This window comes from Aquamicrobium terrae (assembly GCF_052978165.1).
This window is the reverse complement of the sequence record NZ_JBRKLZ010000001.1, coordinates 3,299,306-3,317,252: the sequence shown is the minus strand read 5'-3', so window position 1 is coordinate 3,317,252 and position 17,947 is coordinate 3,299,306. Positions and strand designations below refer to the sequence as shown.

The window sequence follows — 17,947 nt, the reverse complement described above, 5'->3', positions numbered from 1 at the left end:
GCGATACGCGGCCCTCCGCCACCTTAATGCGTTTTTCCGGCACAGTCCCCGGCAATCGCCCCGGCTTGCGTGTCAGCGCTTCTTTCTGGCGCGGCTGGCCTCGTCGATCAGCATGTTGGCGATCTGCATGCGGATCATGGCGCGCTTGCGCAGATGCGGCGGCATCCGGTCGGGGTGGTTCGACAGGGCGAAACGGCGGCGCACTTCGCGCGGATCGACGCCCGGCTGCCCGAGGCCAAGCTCGGCCGCGATCGCCTCGGCATCGATAGACGGCAATTCCTCCGGAGCGGGCTCCGGCGCAGCGTTGCCTTGGTTGAGGGCAACCCGTGCCTGGTCGAGCAAGGCGGAGAATTCCGCGCCGAGATCGGCGCCGCTGTCGCGATATTGCGCGGCCAGGGCCTCTTCCGAGACCTTGATGCGCCCCGAATGCAGCTCGTCCACCACGGAAAGATAGTCGAAGGGAATCGCCGGGCTTGCAGCGGCCGGCGTCTCCTCGCCGGAGGGAGCGAAGAGATCGTCCAGCAGGGACGCGAAATCCATTTTTGCGCCGCTGGCTATGTCAGCCTCCCCGCATCGAACCGGAAGCAAATGCTAGCGGCCGTTCGTTAAGATTGGATAGCCCAAACCCGGCGCACTTTAATTTCCCGAAGGCATGGCAGCCATGCGAATGTTGCACCGCACAATCGTCATGAAAGGTGTATAAATGGAAGTCGGGAGGACATTGCAGGAGCCCCGTCATGGGTTTTGTCACCGAACTGTTCGCCCGCCCCCGTCCGCAGGAAGAAGTGCACTATAGAGCCGCTCTGGCGCTGCTCAATGCCATGAGCAAGGCCGACCGTGCCGATATCGGCATCAAGCCGGCCGATTTCCCCCGCATCGCCCGCGAGATGTCGCTGCGCTAGAGTCTTTGGGCAGCGGTGGCGAATCGCCAGCCGATTGCATAGGCTCCTCCTCCACAGCGCCGCATTCATGCGCTACCCGGCCGGCATGGCAGGAGAGACAGCCCGATGAAAGATGTACGCGCACCCATCCTCGCAACGATCCTCGCCGGTTGCCTGATCGCGCCGGCGCTTTCCCAGAACGCTCCGGCCGGCACGGACGCGGCCTATATCGACGACCGTTCCGACCCGGCGGCGCTGATCCGTTCGCTCTACAGCGCCATCAACCGCCACGAATTTGCGCGGGCCTGGGACTATTTCGGCGACACCAAGCCGGCTGCGGATTTCGAAAGCTTCGCCAAGGGCTATGAGGGCACGACCTCGGTCGATGTCGAAACCGGCGGCGTGTCCGAAGAAGGGGCCGCCGGCAGCATCTACTACACCATCCCGGTGGCGATCCGCGCAAAGCAGCAGGACGGCGGCGAGCAAGTGTTTGCCGGCTGCTACACGCTGCGCCAGCTCAGCGCCCAGACGCAGGAACCACCGTTCAAGCCGCTGCATATCGAAAAAGGCGAGCTGGAGCCGAGCACATCGGCCTTCGAGCAGGCGCTGCCGGCAAGCTGCGGCGACGGGCCGATGCCGCCCCAGCGCGACACGGTTCTCGAAGCGGCCAGGGCGGTATTTGCCGCGAGCCATGGCGAGCGCTGCGATGCCGCCGCTGCAGCCGAGGCCGACGACGCGGCGGAACCTGCCGACTACACGATCCGCTACCGCACCAAGGCGGACGACGCCGAGAAGGAGGCGCGGCTGTTCCGTTTCCTGTGCATGCGCGGCGCCTACAACACGACCTTCGCCTTCTTCATGACCGATGACGGGGGCGGCGTGCGGCCACTCCAGTTCGCCACGCCCGAACTCGACATCCACTACGTGAACAACGACCCGGAGGCCGGGGTCGAAGCCGTCAACGTCATCGGCTTCAACAGTGTCGATGAGCTGGTCGACGCCGACTATGACGAAGCCAACCACACGATCGTTTCCCACGCCAAATGGCGCGGGGTGGGCGATGCGTCCTCGACGGGTACATGGCTGTTCAGGAACGGGCTGTTCTCACTGGTCCAGTACGACGTCGACGCCTCCTATGACGGCGAGGTCAATCCGGAAACGGTTCTGGACTACAACATCGCGCCGTGAGACGTGGCCTCAGGGGGCTGCCGAGAGCATCCAGTTGAGCGTCTCGCGCCAGTCGGTCATGCGGATGGGCGTGCCGTGCGTGCCGGTCTCGAAGCGCACGAAGCGCGCCGGATAGCCCTTCGACTTCGCCAATATGGCGCGGAAGAAGGCTTCCTGCTTCTCGACAGGGAACACCGGGTCCTTGCTGCCCTGCCCGAAAAAGACGGGAACGCGGCGCTTGAAGGCCGGGCTTGCCAGGAACCCCTCGTCCCACAGGGAGCCGAGCAGCAAGAGGCCATCGATCTCGGCACTGGTGTCCTTGCGCGCGGCCAGCTTCCAGCACAGCGCGCCGCCCATCGAACCGCAGGCGACGAAGATCCTCGCTCCGGGCGACCGCTGGACATAATGGTTTATCAGCGCCGCGATTTCGGATGCGCCCCTGTCGCCGAAATCGGAGAAGTCCGGCGACAAATAGAGCCCGCCATTGGATGCCATCAGGTTCTTGAGGCGGTTGAAGTTGCCGCCGAAGGTGAAATCGTCCATGCCCTGCCGGCGGCTGCCGCCCTGCCCGTGCAGATAGAGCAAGATGATGCCGGCGCCTTCGGTGCGCCCGACGGCGAAATGCCGGACGGCACCGGCATCGGTGTTCAGCACCAGGTCCTTCTGCACCTTGCGCACGCCGGTGGACACATAGGCGCCGCGAACCCGGCGCTCGGGAATCTGGTCACGCTCGTTGATGTCGCGCATCTCGCGATAGTCCACGACGCGGTAAGCGCCGCCGGGCTCGCCGGACAGCAGGCCGGGATAGGCGAACAGGTCGTCCTTGTAGGGCTTCAGCGTGAGGGATTGCGCGCCGGCGGGCGCGGCCAGCAGCAGGATCGACAGGAACAGGGCGAGATGGCGCATCGCCTGGGCTTTCGCCGGAGCACGGGCGCTTGTCAACGTCATCTCGCCAGCCGGGTGCGCATTGTCACGTCCGCGGCACGCCGCCGGCATTGGCCAGCGCCTCGGGCGTATCGACATCGACGGCGGCACCGGGACCGATGTCGACATCGATGACGTCGACATCGCCTGCTTCGACCAGATGGCGCGCACCGGTGTCGCCGTGAAGGTCGGCGACCGCCGCGAACAGCGAGCGCGGCAGGATGACCGGATTGCCCCGCTTGCCGTCATAGGCGGCGCGCACGATGGAAGCCCCGCCGCTGGCACGGAACACGCCGATCAGGCGGTCGATATCGTCGCTGGTGACGCCGGGCATGTCGCCCAGAACGACAAGGACGCCGTCGGCCGATGCGGGCACGGCGGCGATCCCCGCCTTGAGCGAGGTGGACAGGCCCTCGGCGAAGTCGGGGTTGTGAACCAGCACCAGGTCGAGGCCTTGCAGGGCCTCCTCCACCAATTCGCGCTGGTAGCCGGTGACGAGAACGGTGCCGGCCGTCTTGGCGGCCAGCACGCGCGCGGCGGTGCGACGCACCAGCGGCTCGCCGTCGAAAAGGGCAAGCAGCTTGTTGGAGCCGCCCATGCGGCTGGAGCGGCCGGCGGCCAGCAGCACCGCCTGCACCTGCGGATGCGGCGGCGCCGGCATGGGCTCGCGCGGCTGCGGCCTGGACGGGATTTCCATCAAAAGACCTCCCACACCCATCGCGGCGATGTCGCCGGACGTGACCCCGATGCCGGCGAAGATGCGGTCCAGCACCCAGTCGAAACCGTTGGGGCGCGGGCTGCGGGCACAACCCGGCGCGCCGAGCACCAGCTTGCCCTCGCGCTCGCCCAGCACGAACAGATTGCCGGGGTCGACCGGCATGCCGGAGCGCAGCACCTTGCCGCCGGAGGCGCGGATCGCGGCGGGAATCACGTCGTCCTCGGGATCGCTCATGGCCGAGGCGCCGAAGACCAGCACCATGTCGCTGCGGCCGGCAAGATCGTCGATGGCATCGGCCACGGCGCCCGTCTCATGCGGAGTGCGCAGCTCGCCCGAAATGCTGCTGCCGGAGCGCAGCAAGCGGTCCTCGGTGACGCGCGTGGTCTTGTCCAGGACGCTGCCCTTCACCCCCGGAAGCACGGTCTGCACGATGCCCACCCGGTGGGGCCGGAAGGCATGCACGGCAAAGGCCGTCCGACCCGCGGCCAGCCGCACGATGGCCTCCACCGCCTCCGAACGCATGGCGAAGGGGATGATCTTGACGGTCGCGACCATCTGGTCGGCGGCGACGTGAACATGGGACGCCAGCGTGGCCACGGTAGCGTCGGGATCGACGGCGTTGACCGCGTCGATCAGCGCCTTGTCCACCGTGAACAGGCCTTCGCGCCCGGCAAAGATGTTGACGCGGCCGGTGGCGGCGGGCTTGGCGACCGCCCCGTCGAACCCGAGCGCCGCGGCGATGCGGGTCGCGGCCTCGTTCTCCTCGACATCGTCCGCCTCCAGCATCGCCACGATGACCTCGGCGATGCCCGCGGCACGGAATGTCTCGACATCCTCGGCGGTCAGCACATGCGCCTTGCGCAGACGCTTGCCGCCCACCGCGATCGAATGCGCCAGCATGGTGCCTTCGGCTTGCCCGACGGGAACCGGACCGAACTTCATGCCGCATGCTCCTTCGTCTCGATGCCGCGCGTGCGGAACGTGCGTATGATTTCGGCCAGCACCGCAACGGCAATTTCCGGCGGGCTCGCCGCCGCGATGTCGAGGCCGATGGGCGAGTGGATACGCGCGACCTGCCCGCTGCTCAAGCCGGCGGCCAAAAGCCGCTCGACCCGCTTTGCATGGGTCTTTCGGCTGCCCAGCGCCCCGACATAGAAGCAGCCGGCCGCAAGTGCTGCCTCCAGCGGCATGTCGTCGATCTTGGGATCATGGGTGAGCGCGGCAAGCGCCGTGTAGCCGTCCAGCGGCGTCTCGGCCAGAACGTCCTGGGGCCAGCGCGCCTGCAGGTGCACATCGGGAAAGCGCTCGGGGGTCGCAAAGGCCGTGCGCGGATCGATGATCTCGACCGGATAGCCGGCGATACGGGCCATCGGCGCCAGCGCCTGGCTGATATGCACCGCGCCTATGATGACAAGACGCGGCTGCGGCACATGGGCATTGAGGAACAGCGTGCGGCCTTCGACCTCGACGCTGCGAGACTTTCCGGTGCGGAACGCCTCCGCCACCGCCTCGCCCAGCGCGCCCTCCGCCGCGTCTCCCTGCCGCAGCAGACGGCTTGCGCCGTCGCCCAGATCGGTGACGACGATGGCGGCCCGGCGCGCACGGCGCTCTTCATTCAGCGCTTCAAGGATATCGAGTTTCACCGGCTGCCTCCCCCGGGACCAATTCTAGCCGAGCTTCTCGACATATACACGAATGCGCCCGCCGCAGGACAGGCCGACCTGCCAGGCGGTTTCGTCGGCAACGCCGAATTCGAGCATTCTGGCCGTGCCGGAGCCGATCACGTCGAGCGCTTCGGCCACCACCGCGCCTTCCACGCAACCGCCCGACACCGAGCCCTGGAAATTGCCCTCCGCATCGATGACCAGATGGCTGCCGGCCGGACGAGGGGCCGAGCCCCAAGTCTCGACCACGGTGGCGAGCGCCACGTCGCGCCCCTGCCGCACCCAGTTTTCCGCGATGGTGAGCGGATCGCGGGCTTCGTCAATGGCTACGATCGCTTCCATTTTCTCCTCCTTGCCGGCCCTCACGCCGCCTCGCCGTCCACGCGCCATCGGCGCGGGTCGGCCGATGCCGGGGACCGTTCATCCAGCGAAGCGCACAAATCGGCCAGCGCATCCAGATTATGCACCGCACGGAATTCGTCCACATGCGGCAGCATCGCCCGCACGCCGCGCGCCTTGGCCTCGAAGCCCTCGAACCGCAGCAGGGGATTCAGCCAGATCAGCCGGCGGCAGGATTTGCGCAGCCGCTCCATCTCGGCCGACAGGCGATCGACCGCGTCGCGTTCCAGCCCATCGGTGATGAGCAGGACGATGGCCCCCTGCCCCAGCACGCGCCGCGACCACAGCCGGTTGAATTCGGTCAGCGCCTCGCCGATGCGGGTGCCGCCCGACCAGTCCTTGACCGCCGCCGAGCACAGCGCCAGCGCCGCATCGGGATCGCGATGGCGCAGTTGCCGGGTCAAATTGGTGAGCCGCGTGCCGAAGGCGAAGGCATGCACGCGTCGCCGCTTTTCGGAGAGCGCATGCAGGAAATGCAGGAAGATACGGCTGTATTGGCTCATCGAGCCCGAAATATCGGCCAGCACCACCAGCGGCGGCCGGGTTTCGCGCGGCGCGCGAAATTTCGGCAGCATCAGCCGCCCTCCGGTCCGTGCCGCCGAACGCATCATGGCGCGCGGATCGACGCGGCCGCGCGAGGAAGGCCGGAAGCGGCGGGTGCGCATGCGGTCCGCAGGCAGGCGCATTTCGGCGATGGCGCGGCGCGCGGCCGCCAGTTCCGTGGCGCTCATCTGGGCGAAATCCTTGGCCCGCAGCACCTCGTCGCCGGAGCCGGTGAAGCGCGCATCGACCTCGATCTCCGGCGTCTCGCGTGCCGGCTGGCGCCTGGCATGCCCCTCAAACAGCGCATCGGCGACACGGCCTTGCGCGGCGCGCGGCCTTTCCCGCTCGCGCGTGTCCGGCGCGACCGGCGAGAACATGGCCAGCATCTTCTCGATCAGTTCGCGCGACTTCCAGAACAGCCGGAACGCCTCGTCGAATGTCTCGTGATCCTCGCGGCGCGAGACGAGAACGGCATGCAGCGTCCAGTAGAAATCGTCGCGCGAGCCGATGCCGGCCGCCAGAACCGCCTCGATGGCATCCTTGACCGAGGCCGGCCCCACCCGCAACCCGGCCTTGCGCAGGGTACGGGCGAAATAGACGATGTTGTCGGCGATCCGGCCGTCGATGGCAGACGTATTCATGTTACTCCGCCGCCGCCAGTTCGGCCTTCACCTCGTCGAGGATACGCCGGCCCTCGCCGCTGCCGATGCGGGCGATGTCGTCCTGATACTTCAGCAAAACGCCGATGGTGTCGGACACGGTTTCGGGGTCGAGCGCCACCTTGTCCAGTTCGGTCAGCGCGCCGGCCCAGTCGATGGTCTCGGCCACGCCCGGCGCCTTGAAAAGATCGATCTGGCGCAGCTTCTGCACGAAAACCACCACTTCGGCCGACAGCCGGCTGTTGGCCTGCGGCACCTTGCGGCGCACGATCTCCAGCTCGCGTTCGGCGCTCGGATAATCCACCCAGTGGTAGAGACAGCGGCGCTTCAGGGCGTCATGAATCTCGCGCGTGCGATTGGTGGTGATGATGACCAGCGGCGGCTCTTCGGCCCGGATGGTGCCCAACTCGGGCACCGTGACCTGGAAATCCGACAGGATTTCGAGCAGGAAAGCCTCGAAGGCCTCGTCGGCGCGGTCGAGCTCGTCGATCAGGAAGACCGGCGCCGCGCCCCTGGTGCCGGTCAGCGCCTCCAAAACCGGGCGGCGGATGAGGTATTTCTCGGAAAAGACATTGCGCTCCATGTCGGAGCGGTCGACCTTGCCGGCCGCCTCCTCCATGCGGATCTCGATCATCTGGGCGGCGTAGTTCCACTCATAGACGGCGGACGCCACGTCGAGCCCCTCATAGCACTGCAGGCGGATGAGGCGGCGCCCCAGCGTCCCGGCCAGCACCTTGGCGATCTCGGTCTTGCCGACGCCCGCCTCCCCTTCCAGGAACAGCGGCCGCTTCATGCGCAGGCTGAGGAACAGCACCGTGGCCAGTGCACGGTCGGCCACATAATCGGCGCCATTGAGCAGTTCGAGCGTTTCGTCGATGGTTTGCGGCGCGGGGCGCGGGGTCGATCGTGTCATTTCGCCTCCCTGCCGTCTGCCGGTCAAAGCACCGTGTAATTGCGGTCGTAATACATCAGCGGTTCGAGGTTATCGCCGATACGCAGGCCTGTCACGCGGCCGAACAGCACCCGGTGCGTGGCGATATCCTTGGTGTCGATGAGTTCGCAATCGAACACCGCCATCGCGTCGGTAAGGGTCGGCGCACCGGTGGCGATGGTGTCCCATTCGCCCGCCTTGAACCGCTCCGCCATGGTCGGCAAACCGGTCTGGCCCGAAATGGCGGCGGCGAGCGGCTGGTGACGGGCGCCCAGCGTGTTGAGCGCGAAATTGCCGTTGGCCAGGAAGACGTCGTTCTTGGGGTTCTCGCGGTTGAGGCAGACCAGTACGACAGGCGGCGTATCCGACACCGAACAGGAGGCGGTAACGGTGGCGCCACGCAACCCGCCGGGCCCGTTGGTGGTCACGATCTGGACGTGGCCGGCAAATTTGGCCATCGCATCGCGATAAGCCTGTGGTCCGATATCGTTTTTCTTGAGCACCGGCGGCAATCCAGTTGAATTCCATCGTTATATAAGGCGGTCGCCAAAAGGCCACAAGCAAAGCCGGCCCGCAAGGAGAGAGGCCTGGCCAAGGAGGCCTGCATGTTGCGCAAGGCGCTCCCAGCCTCTACAGCAGGGGCGAACTGGTGGTTCGTTTCCAACATTTGCATCCCATCTGTATTGGGCGCGAGGCAAATGTTGGAAACAAAAGAACCACTGGCAAGTTTATGATTTTAGTGGAATTTTTGAATTTGACATTCGATCTGGAGGCCGACATCAAGCGGATATCGAATGTCAAATTCATTCTACTAGCACAAAAGCTGAAGGACGCGTTCAGGCACCGATGCGCACCGCCCAGGCCATAGCAACTGCCCTCGCCGGCCTCTTGCTCGCCTTCGGGGCCCGCGCGGAGCCGTTGGCGATCGGCGTTGCCACACCGCTTTCCGGCCCCTCCGAATTGCTGGGCCGGCAGGTCGAAACCGGCGCCAAGCTTGCCGCAATCGCCTCCGGCACCGAACTCAGGATCGCTGACGATGCCTGCACCGCCGAGGGGGGCGCGGCGGCGGCTGCCGGGTTCGTGGAAGCCGGCGTCAAGGCTGCCGTCGGCTTTCTGTGCACCGAATCGATCGAGGCGGCAGCGCCGATTCTTAAAGACGCCGGCATCCCTATCCTGACGGTGGGCGTGCGCACCGAAAATCTGACCGAGCAGCGCGCCCGCACCGGATGGCCGGTGTTCCGGTTCGGGCCGCGGGGCGACGACGAGCGCAATGCCGCCGCCGCCATACTGACCCGCCTGTGGAAGGACGAGCTTTTCGCCATCGTCGACGACGGCACCATATATGGGCGCGAACTCGCCGAGACGCTGCGGGCACAGGCCGAGCAGGCTGCGCTGAAACCGGTGTTCGTCGATACTTTCCGTCCCGGGCTCGACAACCAGATCGCACTGGTCGGCCGGCTGCGCCGGGCCGGCGCGACGCATGTGTTCGTCGGCGGCGATGCCGAGGATGTCGCCGTCATGGGCCGCGACGCGGACGAGATGGGGGCCGACATCGTGTTTGCCGGCGGCGAGGCGCTGCGCGCGGCCACGGATGTGCCCCTTGCCACAGGAACGCTGATGATCTCCCTGCCGGAATGGGCGGAAGCGGCCGACCGGCCGGTGCTGGACGCATTCCAGGCGGCCGGCGCGCTGGCGGAAGGTTATGCGCTGCCCGCCTATGCCGCGGTTCAGGTCGTAGAGACGGCGGCGGTCGAGGCCGACCGGACCGGCAAGACGCTTGGCGAGGTGTTGCCGGCACAGGAATTCTCCACCGCCATCGGCCCGATCCGTTTCGACGAAAAGGGTGACCTGACGCAAAACCCCTATCGCGCATGGCGCTTCGACGGCCAGCGCTTCGTGCCCATGGAGGGGCAATGATGTTTCGCACAGGCCCCCGCAACCTCATCACCGATGTTGCCGGCCTGCGGGTCGGCAACGCCGCCGACGCGCGCATCAGGTCCGGCGTCACCGCCGTGCTGTGCGAGGAACCGACGGTCGCGGCCGTACAGGTGCTGGGCGGTGCGCCCGGCACCCGGGAGACCGATCTTCTGGAGCCGCACAACACTGTCGAGACCGTCAATGCCGTGGTGCTTTCCGGCGGTTCCGCCTTCGGGCTCGACGCCGCAGCCGGCACGCAGGCGTGGCTGCGCGAACAGGGCATCGGCTTTGCCGTCCAGGATCAGGTGGTGCCGATCGTGCCGGCGGCGATCCTGTTCGACCTCGCCAATGGCGGCGACAAGGACTGGGGCCGCTATCCGCCATATCGCGAACTGGGCTACGAGGCGGCGAGTGCGGCCGCGACGGATTTCGCCATCGGCAGCGCGGGGGCAGGCACCGGCGCGCTGACCGCCGGCCTGAAGGGCGGCCTCGGCTCGGCCTCGACGGTGCTGAACAGCGGCATCACGCTCGGAGCGCTGGTGGCCGTCAATCCGCTGGGCTCGGTCACCGTGGGGCGTAGCCGGCATTTCTGGGCCGCGCCCTTCGAGATCGGCGACGAGTTCGGCGGCCTCGGCCTGCCGCATCCCCTGCCCCCGGAAGCCCGCGAGGTGATCCTGAAATTCAACGAAAAGCCGCAGGGGGCAAGCACCACCATCGCCGTCATCGCCACCGACGCGGTGCTGACCAAGGCCTCGGCCAAACGGCTGGCCATCGCCGCCCATGACGGCTTCACCCGCGCCATCTGGCCGAGCCACACCCCCTTCGACGGCGACCTCGTGTTCGCGCTGGCCACCGGGCGCAGCGGCATCACGATTTCGCCCGAGCAGGCGATCGAACTGGGCGCGACCGCCGGCGCGGCCATGGCGCGGGCCATCGCGCGCGGTGTACATGCCGCCACGCCGGTGGAAGGCGATCCGTTTCCGGCATGGTCGGCGCGCTGACCGGGGCCGGTCAGGTCGGATCGTTCTTTTCTTCCTCGAACAGCTCGGCTGCGACATCGGCGTTCGCCGACAGCCAAACCTTGTCGCTGTCGACTTCCGCGATCAGACTGGTGGGAATGTAGTGGTGATGCCCCCTGTGCGAGCCCTGGCCGCTATCCTTCCTGGTGAGCTTGATGCGGTCGCCTTCGATGCGGTCGACGGTGCCGATATGCACGCCGTCGGCGCCGACCAATTCCATGTGCTCGCGAATCTTCGATGTATCGGCCATGATCGTTCTCCGTTGATTTCCGTGCCACAACGGTTGAACTGGTAATTGGATGCATCGGATCGAAGGGATAGCCACCATCATGACCCCGGCCAAAAACAGAAGCTTTCTCTTCCTTGCCGCGTTCACGGTTTTGACAGCGGCCAGCGGCGCGGCAAAGGCTGGCGACGTGGCGGAACTGGACATACTCGGCTTCAGCCAGGACGGCGGCATTTTCGCCTTCGAGGAATTCGGCGTCCAGGACGGGTCGGGCTTTCCCTACGCCAACCGCTATTACGTCGACACGGCGACCGACAGCTATGTGCAGGGCACGCCGATCCGCGTGCGTATCGATGACGAGGCCGCCGGTTTGCAGGCCGCCCGCGACAAGGCCCGCGAACAGGGCGAAGCCATCGTCAAGCAATCGGAACTCGCCGCCAATCGCGGCTACACCGCCGGCAGCAACGCGGTGACGGAGCTTTCGGCCGATCCGCTGCGCATGGCGGTCAACCCGCGCCCGGTTTTCCCGGCCATCGACAAGCCGCTCGAGTTCCGGCTGGAAATCCTGCCTTTCGGCGAGGCGGAACAATGCCACGGCATGGGTGAAGCCAGCGGCTTCCGGCTGCTGCGCATCGACGCCACCGACGGCGGCATGACGCAACTCGTGCATGAGGACAAATCCGTGCCGCAAAGCCGCGGCTGCCCGACCGGCTATTCGATCGGCGCCATCCAGACCTTTTCCAGCCAAGGCAGCCCCAGCCACTATGCCGTGCTGATCGCCGTTCGGAAGGTCGGCTTCGAGGGGCCGGACCATCGCTGGATGGCGGTGACCGGCAAATTCTGAACCCGGCCACGCAGAGGGACACATCAAAGGCCGCATCGCGCGTTGAGGATTCGCGCCTGCTCTGTTAGGAGGCAGGCGACTTCCCCGATAAAGCTGAGGGCCTCAAGATGATCCCGCGTTATTCCCGGCCGGAAATGGTCGCCATCTGGTCTCCGGAGACCCGCTTCCGCATCTGGTTCGAGATCGAGGCCTATGCCTGCGACGCGCTGGCCGAACTGGGCGTGATCCCCAAGGAAGCTGCGAAAACGATCTGGGAAAAGGGCGGCGCGGCGAAGTTCGACGTCGAGCGCATCGACGAGATCGAGCGCGTCACCAAGCATGACGTCATCGCCTTCCTCACCCATCTGGCCGAGTTCGTCGGCCCGGATTCGCGCTTCATCCATCAGGGCATGACCTCCTCGGACGTGCTGGACACCTGCGTTGCCGTCCAGCTCACCCGCGCTTCCGATATCCTTCTGGCCGACATCGACGCGCTGCTGGCAGCCCTCAAGCGCCGCGCCTTCGAGCACAAGGACACCGTCACCATCGGCCGCAGCCACGGCATCCATGCCGAGCCCACCACCTTCGGCGTCAAGCTGGCCGAGGCCTACGCCGAGTTCAGCCGCTGCCGCGAGCGACTGGTGCATGCGCGCGAGGACATCGCCACCTGCGCCATTTCCGGCGCGGTCGGCACCTTCGCCAACATCGACCCCTATGTGGAAGAGCATGTGGCCAAGAAGCTCGGCCTCAAGCCCGAGCCGGTGTCCACGCAGGTCATCCCGCGCGACCGCCACGCCATGTTCTTCGCCACGCTGGCCGTCATCGCCTCCTCGATAGAGCGCCTCTCGATCGAGATCCGCCACCTTCAGCGCACGGAAGTGCTGGAGGCGGAGGAATATTTCTCGCCGGGCCAGAAGGGCTCGTCGGCCATGCCGCACAAGCGCAACCCGGTGCTGACCGAGAACCTCACCGGCCTTGCCCGCATGGTGCGTTCCTACGCCTTCCCGGCCATGGAGAACGTGGCGCTGTGGCACGAGCGCGACATCTCGCACTCCTCGGTGGAGCGCATGATCGGCCCCGACGCCACCGTGACGCTCGACTTCGCGCTGGCGCGGCTCACCGGCGTCATCGACAAGCTGCTCGTCTATCCCGAGAACATGGAGAAGAATCTCAACAAGTTCCGCGGGCTGGTGCATTCGCAGCGCGTGCTTCTGGCGCTGACGCAGGCCGGCGTGTCGCGCGAGGATGCCTACCGCCTCGTGCAGCGCAACGCCATGAAGGTGTGGGAACAGGGCAAGGACTTCCTCGAGGAGCTGCTGGCCGACCCGGAAGTGACGGCTGCCCTTTCCGAAGCCGAAATCCGCGAGAAATTCGACCTCGGCTACCACACCAAGCATGTCGACACGATCTTCAAGCGGGTGTTCGGCGAAAGCTGAGACAGGGCCGCCTCCGCCGGCAGGCTCACTCCCGGGCGGGAGTTCCCCGCTCGGCATCATGCGTGAAGGGGTCCATCAGGATAACGGTCCCCTTCCTACGCTGGTGACGATTGATAAGAGGCACCAGGCGGGTGAAGTGCCCGGTTCGGCAATGCGCATCGAGTGCTGCGCGATCCGGCCATTCTTCGATGAACAGGAAGTGGCCGGGATCCTTCCGGTCTGTAAACAGATCGTAGGCGATGCACTGCGGCTCCTGCCGTGTCTTTTCCACCAGTTCCGCATAGAGCGGCATGACGATGCCGATGCATTCGGGCTTGATGAAGTCTTCGGCGATGACCTTGAGCATGGCGCAACCCCCTGCATGGAAACGGACCCGAACCTGAGCGGTCGATTCCATCCCATCTAGCAAATGCCACGTTCAGGATATGTCAGGAGTGTCGGCATCCGGCGGCACGAATTCGCCCGCATCCGCCAATGCGCTTGTCACGACTCGCCGTTGCCGCTAGTTTCCACGGAACAGGCTTGGCCCGCGCCTCCTCCCTCCAATCGGGGAAGTATCGTACATACGGGGTGACCAGATCATCGAACCATCTGTTCGGGCATTCGCATAAGGAGGGATTGCGTTTCAGGCTCGCAATGGAGGTTCCTCGATGAGACTTTCGGCCCCTGTCCATCAACTGAAACGTCGTGCCAGGCTGGCGGCACGGAACGAGAAAATCGCCCTGCACGCGGCGTTGGACCGCATCGCGCGCGGCGAAGGCTTCGCAAGCTGGAGCCTGCTCGCCTCTCAATCCGCCGTGAACTCGCCGTCGAAAGCGGTGTTGTCGGGACTTGCCGACGGAGAGCTGTTCCTGCTGGGCGCCCGCCCCGGCCATGGCAAGACCTTGCTGGGGCTCCAGCTTCTGCTCGATGCGGCGCGGGAAGGCAGAAAAGCGGTCTTCTTCACCTTGGAATATACCGAGCGGGAAACCCTGGCCCGCATCCGCTCGCTGGACGCAAACAGCCACGCCGACAAGCTGGAAATCGTGGCTTCCGACGAAATCAGCGCCGATTACGTGATCCGATATCTTTCCGGTTCGGCGCGGGGAACGGTCGCCATCGTCGACTATCTGCAAATCCTCGACCAGCAGCGAAGCAAGCCGGCGCTTGACGACCAGTTGCTCGCCCTTCGGGATTTTGCACGAGCAACCGGCGTGGTGCTGGGGTTCATCGCGCAGATCGACCGGTCGTTCGACCCGGAAGACAGGTCCGTGCCGGACCTGCGGGACATTCGCCTGCCCAATCCCGTCGATCTGCGGTTCTTCACCAGAGCCTGCTTCCTGCACAATGGCGAGGTCCGGCTGCAAGATGTGGCGTGATCTATCCGCCTGCCGGAATGTGCGGTAAGCATTTCGGCAGGCACCATTCCGATGCCGGAGAACCCCGATGCCCGATCTGAACAACCTTGTGGCTTTCGCGCTGATCGCGCTCGGCATGGTTCTGACGCCGGGGCCGAACATGGTCTATCTCGTATCGCGCTCGATCTGCCAGGGGCGTGTGGCCGGGCTCATCTCGCTCGGCGGCGTGGCGCTCGGCTTCGTGTTCTACATGCTGTGCGCGGCCTTCGGCATCACCGCGCTGCTGATGGCCGTGCCCTTTGCCTATGACGCGATCCGGCTTGCCGGGGCCATCTATCTTCTGTGGCTTGCCTGGCAAGCCGTCCGCCCCGGAGGCCGGTCTGCGTTCCAGGTTAGGGACCTGCCGCAGGACAGCCCCCGCAAGCTCTTCCTCATGGGGTTCGTGACCAACCTTCTCAATCCCAAGATCGCGGTCATGTATCTGTCGCTGCTGCCGCAGTTCATCGATCCGTCGCACGGAAACGTGCTTGCGCAGGCTCTCGTCCTCGGCACGACGCAGATCGCCATCAGCGTTTTCGTCAACGCCCTGATTGCCATATCGGCCGGGACGATCGCTCTCTTCCTCGTCCGCCGCCCATCCTTTGCCGTTCTCCAGCGCTGGGTCATGGGAACGGTGCTGGCAACGCTCGCCGTAAGGATGGCGACCGAAGCGCGGCGCTGACCTAGCTTGCGATCGCGAAGGGCCAAGCCTCGCGGCCGCAAATTCTCGTGACTATGCCGCCTTGCCGGGAACGGTCCGGATGACCGTGCCCCAGGGGTCCTCGCGGCTGGTCTCGGCGGAAGCCTCGGCCGAGCGCATCTCCACCCAGGACAGGCCGCTGCGGCCGGGGTCGCGCCGGCCGGCACCGGGGCTCTGCCAGATATTGCCGGCGATGTGATGGTGATAGCCGCCGGACGACAGGAAGACGGCCTTGTCGCCATATCGGGCAACCGTGTCGAAACCGAATTCCCGGTGCCACCAGTCTTCCGCCTGCGCCGGATCGCCGACGCGCAGATGCACATGGCCGACCACCGTGTTCTCCGGCATGCCCTGCCATCCGGCATCGCCCGCCGGCACGGAGCCGACAACGCTCTCGATGTCCATGCGCGCGGTCGCCATCTCCACCTCGCCGTCGTGCCACTTCCAGCCGTCGTGCGGGCGGTCAGCATAGATTTCGATGCCGTTGCCTTCCGGATCGGTGAGGTAGAGCGCTTCCGAAACGATGTGGTCGGACGCGCCGTCGATCCTGATCCTGTCGGCGACGGCATGGGTGATCCAACGGCCGAGATCGGCCCGCGCCGGCAGGAGGAAGGCCGTGTGGAACAGGCCGGCCGAGCGCGGATCGTCCGGCTTGGCGGCCTTGTCCGATTCGATCACCAGCAGCGGCCGGCTGCCGGCGCCGAGCGTGATGGTTTCGCCGTCGCGCGACAATTCGGTCAGGCCGACGATGCTGCGGTAGTAGCCGGCGAGCGCCTCGGCATCGCGGGCGCGCAGACCGACGCGCGCCACGCTGGTCGGCGTCGTCGCGGCAAAGGGCAGTCCACTCATCCTGGTCTCCGTTGTGGACGTCTGCGCCCAGCCGGTGCCTGCCGCAAACGGCAGGACGCAGGCGGCGCCGACAAGGTTGCGTCGTGTCAGCTTCAAGCGAACCTCCGGCACGATCGTTCCCTGCAAATATCGGCCAATGTCTTTGTTCATACAATATTACAAACAAAGAACATATCGTTCATCAATATAAAACAATGGCCAGGCTGTTGCAGGACCGGGTCCCGCTCGCTACATGCGGGCCATGAAGGTCAAGGACGCAGACATACTCATCGTGCCCGGCTACACCAATTCGGGCCCGGATCACTGGCAGAGCCGCTGGCAGGCCAAGCTTTCGACCGCGCGCCGCGTCGAACAGGCGGAATGGTCGAAGCCGGTGCGCGAGGACTGGATCGCCACGGTCGCCAAGGCGGTGAACGAGGCGGAAAGGCCGGTCGTCATCATCGCCCATTCGCTCGGCGTGCCGAGCGTCGTGCAGGCGCTGCCGCATTTCCAGCGGCCGGTTGCCGGTGCGTTCTTCGTGGCCGCGCCGGATGTGGCCAATCCGGATATCAGGCCGAAGCACCTGATGACCTTCGGCCCCTACCCGCGCGATCCCCTGCCCTTCCCGTCGATCACGGTGGCGAGCCGCAACGACCCGTACTGCGCCTTCGAAGTGGCCGAGGACATCGCTTCGGCCTGGGGCTCGCTGTTCGTCGATGCTGGCGAATCCGGCCACATCAATTCCGAATCCGGCCACGGCCCGTGGCCGGAAGGCTCCTTCACCTTCGCCCATTTCATGAGCCGCCTGTAGGGTCGCCGGAAGCCTATTCGGCGCCGATCGAAGCCTTGAGGCTCGATACCAGTCCGGCAGCGCCCGATGCGATAAGCTGGTGCTCGGACCCGGTGGCGAGCAGCCGGTAGCCCATGCCCACGAAACGGCCGGCAATGGCGGGATCGGTGACGTAGATGCCGGCATGCTTGCCCGCCGCCCGCGCCCGCTTGGCGACCGAGGCGACAGTCTCCATCATCGCCTCCAGCGTCGAATCGACCTGCTGCCCTTCGGTCCAGGCTATCGAGAAGTCGCCCGGCCCGAGGAAAATGGCGTCGATGCCCGGCACGGCCAGGATGTCGTCAAGCGCCTCCAGCGCGGCGCGGGTCTCGATCATGGCGAAGGCCAAGGTGCGTTCGTTGCTGGTGCGCAGCCATTCCTGATGGTCGCCCTTGCCACGGCGGGGGAAGGCGTAGGTCGGACCCCATGAGCGCTGGCCGACCGGCAGATATTTCATCGCCGCGGCAAAGGCCTGCGCCTCGGCCGCGGAATTGATCATCGGCGCGATGACCGCCTCGGCTCCGAAATCCAGCGCCCGGCTGGCCATGTCGAAGCGCCCGACCGGCACGCGCACCAGCGCCGGCTTGCCCCTCGCCAGCACCGGCGCGAGGCAGCGCAGGACACTGTCCTCATTGTGGCCGCCATGCTGCATGTCGAGCGTGACGGCATCGAAGCCCTGTGCCGCCAGGATCTCGACGGTGAGCGCATCCGGCACGCCGGACCAGCACGTAAGCACCACCTCATCGGCGGCGAGACGTTCCCTGAGCGACATGAGGCCTCCTCGTCATTCGATTCCGGCAAGGACAGGAACCGATTGTATTGAAAACAAAAAAACCGCCCGGCATTGCCGGGCGGCCGATACGGTTTCAGGCAAGTTGGCCAAGTGCGGCGACGTGCTGTGCCTCGC

21 protein-coding genes are annotated in these 17,947 nt (G+C 66.0%); 9 read left to right on the top strand and 12 right to left on the bottom strand.

Annotation, left to right across the window (positions count from 1 at the left end; all coding sequences use genetic code 11):
* Nucleotides 1-72 precede the first annotated feature (72 nt).
* Nucleotides 73-540, bottom strand: coding sequence for a hypothetical protein (locus ACVCNR_RS16355; RefSeq protein ID WP_354192626.1), 468 nt, complete (start codon nt 538-540; stop codon nt 73-75).
* A 197-nt stretch (nt 541-737) separates the two neighbouring features.
* Between ACVCNR_RS16355 and ACVCNR_RS16350 the strand changes: the two genes are divergently transcribed.
* Nucleotides 738-902, top strand: coding sequence for a hypothetical protein (locus ACVCNR_RS16350; protein ID WP_447075518.1), 165 nt, complete (start codon nt 738-740; stop codon nt 900-902).
* Between the two features lie 105 nt (nt 903-1,007).
* Nucleotides 1,008-2,069: a DUF1176 domain-containing protein gene (locus ACVCNR_RS16345; RefSeq protein ID WP_354192627.1), complete on the top strand. Its 1,062-nt coding sequence runs from the start codon at nt 1,008-1,010 to the stop codon at nt 2,067-2,069.
* Between the two features lie 9 nt (nt 2,070-2,078).
* Here ACVCNR_RS16345 and ACVCNR_RS16340 read toward each other — a convergent pair whose 3' ends face one another.
* The 7 genes from ACVCNR_RS16340 to ACVCNR_RS16310 all read right to left on the bottom strand — a co-directional run bounded on the left by ACVCNR_RS16340 (nt 2,079) and on the right by ACVCNR_RS16310 (nt 8,389).
* On the bottom strand, nt 2,079-2,954 hold the full coding sequence (locus tag ACVCNR_RS16340) for an alpha/beta hydrolase family protein (RefSeq protein ID WP_447075721.1): 876 nt from the start codon (nt 2,952-2,954) through the stop codon (nt 2,079-2,081).
* 64 nt (nt 2,955-3,018) lie between these two features.
* A complete protein-coding gene (locus ACVCNR_RS16335; protein WP_447075516.1) occupies nt 3,019-4,632 on the bottom strand; it encodes an NTP transferase domain-containing protein in 1,614 nt (537 codons plus the stop codon).
* Nucleotides 4,629-5,333, bottom strand: coding sequence for an XdhC family protein (locus ACVCNR_RS16330; RefSeq protein ID WP_447075514.1), 705 nt, complete (start codon nt 5,331-5,333; stop codon nt 4,629-4,631). Before ACVCNR_RS16330 ends, ACVCNR_RS16335 begins: the two co-directional genes overlap by 4 nt.
* Nucleotides 5,334-5,357: 24 nt before the next feature.
* A complete protein-coding gene (locus tag ACVCNR_RS16325) occupies nt 5,358-5,696 on the bottom strand; it encodes an XdhC family protein (protein WP_447075512.1) in 339 nt (112 codons plus the stop codon).
* 20 nt (nt 5,697-5,716) lie between these two features.
* Complete coding sequence (locus ACVCNR_RS16320) at nt 5,717-6,937, bottom strand: vWA domain-containing protein (RefSeq protein WP_447075510.1); 1,221 nt, start codon at nt 6,935-6,937, stop codon at nt 5,717-5,719.
* A 1-nt stretch (nt 6,938) separates the two neighbouring features.
* On the bottom strand, nt 6,939-7,868 hold the full coding sequence (locus ACVCNR_RS16315) for an AAA family ATPase (RefSeq protein WP_447075508.1): 930 nt from the start codon (nt 7,866-7,868) through the stop codon (nt 6,939-6,941).
* A gap of 23 nt (nt 7,869-7,891) precedes the next feature.
* Nucleotides 7,892-8,389, bottom strand: coding sequence for a flavin reductase (locus ACVCNR_RS16310; RefSeq protein ID WP_447075506.1), 498 nt, complete (start codon nt 8,387-8,389; stop codon nt 7,892-7,894).
* A 343-nt stretch (nt 8,390-8,732) separates the two neighbouring features.
* On the opposite strand from ACVCNR_RS16310, the gene ACVCNR_RS16305 reads away from it, so the two are divergent.
* Nucleotides 8,733-9,803: a branched-chain amino acid ABC transporter substrate-binding protein gene (locus ACVCNR_RS16305; RefSeq protein ID WP_447075504.1), complete on the top strand. Its 1,071-nt coding sequence runs from the start codon at nt 8,733-8,735 to the stop codon at nt 9,801-9,803.
* The gene (locus tag ACVCNR_RS16300) at nt 9,803-10,804 is read left to right on the top strand and encodes a P1 family peptidase (RefSeq protein WP_447075720.1); all 1,002 of its coding nucleotides are present in this window, start codon (nt 9,803-9,805) and stop codon (nt 10,802-10,804) included. The genes ACVCNR_RS16305 and ACVCNR_RS16300 overlap by 1 nt, the downstream gene beginning before the upstream one ends.
* A gap of 10 nt (nt 10,805-10,814) precedes the next feature.
* Here ACVCNR_RS16300 and ACVCNR_RS16295 read toward each other — a convergent pair whose 3' ends face one another.
* Nucleotides 10,815-11,072 (bottom strand): DUF2171 domain-containing protein, encoded by a 258-nt coding sequence (locus ACVCNR_RS16295; RefSeq protein ID WP_354192638.1) that lies wholly within the window; start codon nt 11,070-11,072, stop codon nt 10,815-10,817.
* A gap of 79 nt (nt 11,073-11,151) precedes the next feature.
* Here ACVCNR_RS16295 and ACVCNR_RS16290 point away from each other — a divergent pair, with 79 nt between their 5' ends.
* Nucleotides 11,152-11,892, top strand: a complete 741-nt coding sequence (locus ACVCNR_RS16290) for a DUF2259 domain-containing protein (protein ID WP_354192639.1) — start codon at nt 11,152-11,154, stop codon at nt 11,890-11,892.
* A 107-nt stretch (nt 11,893-11,999) separates the two neighbouring features.
* Nucleotides 12,000-13,307, top strand: coding sequence for an adenylosuccinate lyase (gene purB, locus ACVCNR_RS16285; RefSeq protein WP_447075503.1), 1,308 nt, complete (start codon nt 12,000-12,002; stop codon nt 13,305-13,307).
* A 25-nt stretch (nt 13,308-13,332) separates the two neighbouring features.
* On the opposite strand, the gene ACVCNR_RS16280 is transcribed toward purB, so the two are convergent.
* Entirely contained in the window at nt 13,333-13,653 is a 321-nt protein-coding gene (locus tag ACVCNR_RS16280) for a putative quinol monooxygenase (protein WP_447075502.1), read from the bottom strand.
* Between the two features lie 304 nt (nt 13,654-13,957).
* Here ACVCNR_RS16280 and ACVCNR_RS16275 point away from each other — a divergent pair, with 304 nt between their 5' ends.
* The gene (locus ACVCNR_RS16275; RefSeq protein WP_447075501.1) at nt 13,958-14,665 is read left to right on the top strand and encodes a DNA helicase; all 708 of its coding nucleotides are present in this window, start codon (nt 13,958-13,960) and stop codon (nt 14,663-14,665) included.
* A 67-nt stretch (nt 14,666-14,732) separates the two neighbouring features.
* The gene (locus ACVCNR_RS16270) at nt 14,733-15,365 is read left to right on the top strand and encodes a LysE family translocator (protein ID WP_447075500.1); all 633 of its coding nucleotides are present in this window, start codon (nt 14,733-14,735) and stop codon (nt 15,363-15,365) included.
* A gap of 51 nt (nt 15,366-15,416) precedes the next feature.
* On the opposite strand, the gene ACVCNR_RS16265 is transcribed toward ACVCNR_RS16270, so the two are convergent.
* Nucleotides 15,417-16,232 carry a VOC family protein gene (locus ACVCNR_RS16265; protein WP_447075498.1) on the bottom strand — a complete coding sequence of 272 codons (816 nt, stop codon included), beginning with the start codon at nt 16,230-16,232 and terminating at the stop codon, nt 15,417-15,419.
* A 241-nt stretch (nt 16,233-16,473) separates the two neighbouring features.
* Between ACVCNR_RS16265 and ACVCNR_RS16260 the strand changes: the two genes are divergently transcribed.
* The gene (locus ACVCNR_RS16260) at nt 16,474-17,022 is read left to right on the top strand and encodes an RBBP9/YdeN family alpha/beta hydrolase (RefSeq protein WP_354192646.1); all 549 of its coding nucleotides are present in this window, start codon (nt 16,474-16,476) and stop codon (nt 17,020-17,022) included.
* Nucleotides 17,023-17,035: 13 nt separating this feature from the next.
* Here the strand turns inward: ACVCNR_RS16260 and ACVCNR_RS16255 are convergent, their stop codons facing one another.
* A complete protein-coding gene (locus ACVCNR_RS16255; protein ID WP_447075497.1) occupies nt 17,036-17,812 on the bottom strand; it encodes an HpcH/HpaI aldolase family protein in 777 nt (258 codons plus the stop codon).
* Nucleotides 17,813-17,947 lie beyond the last annotated feature (135 nt).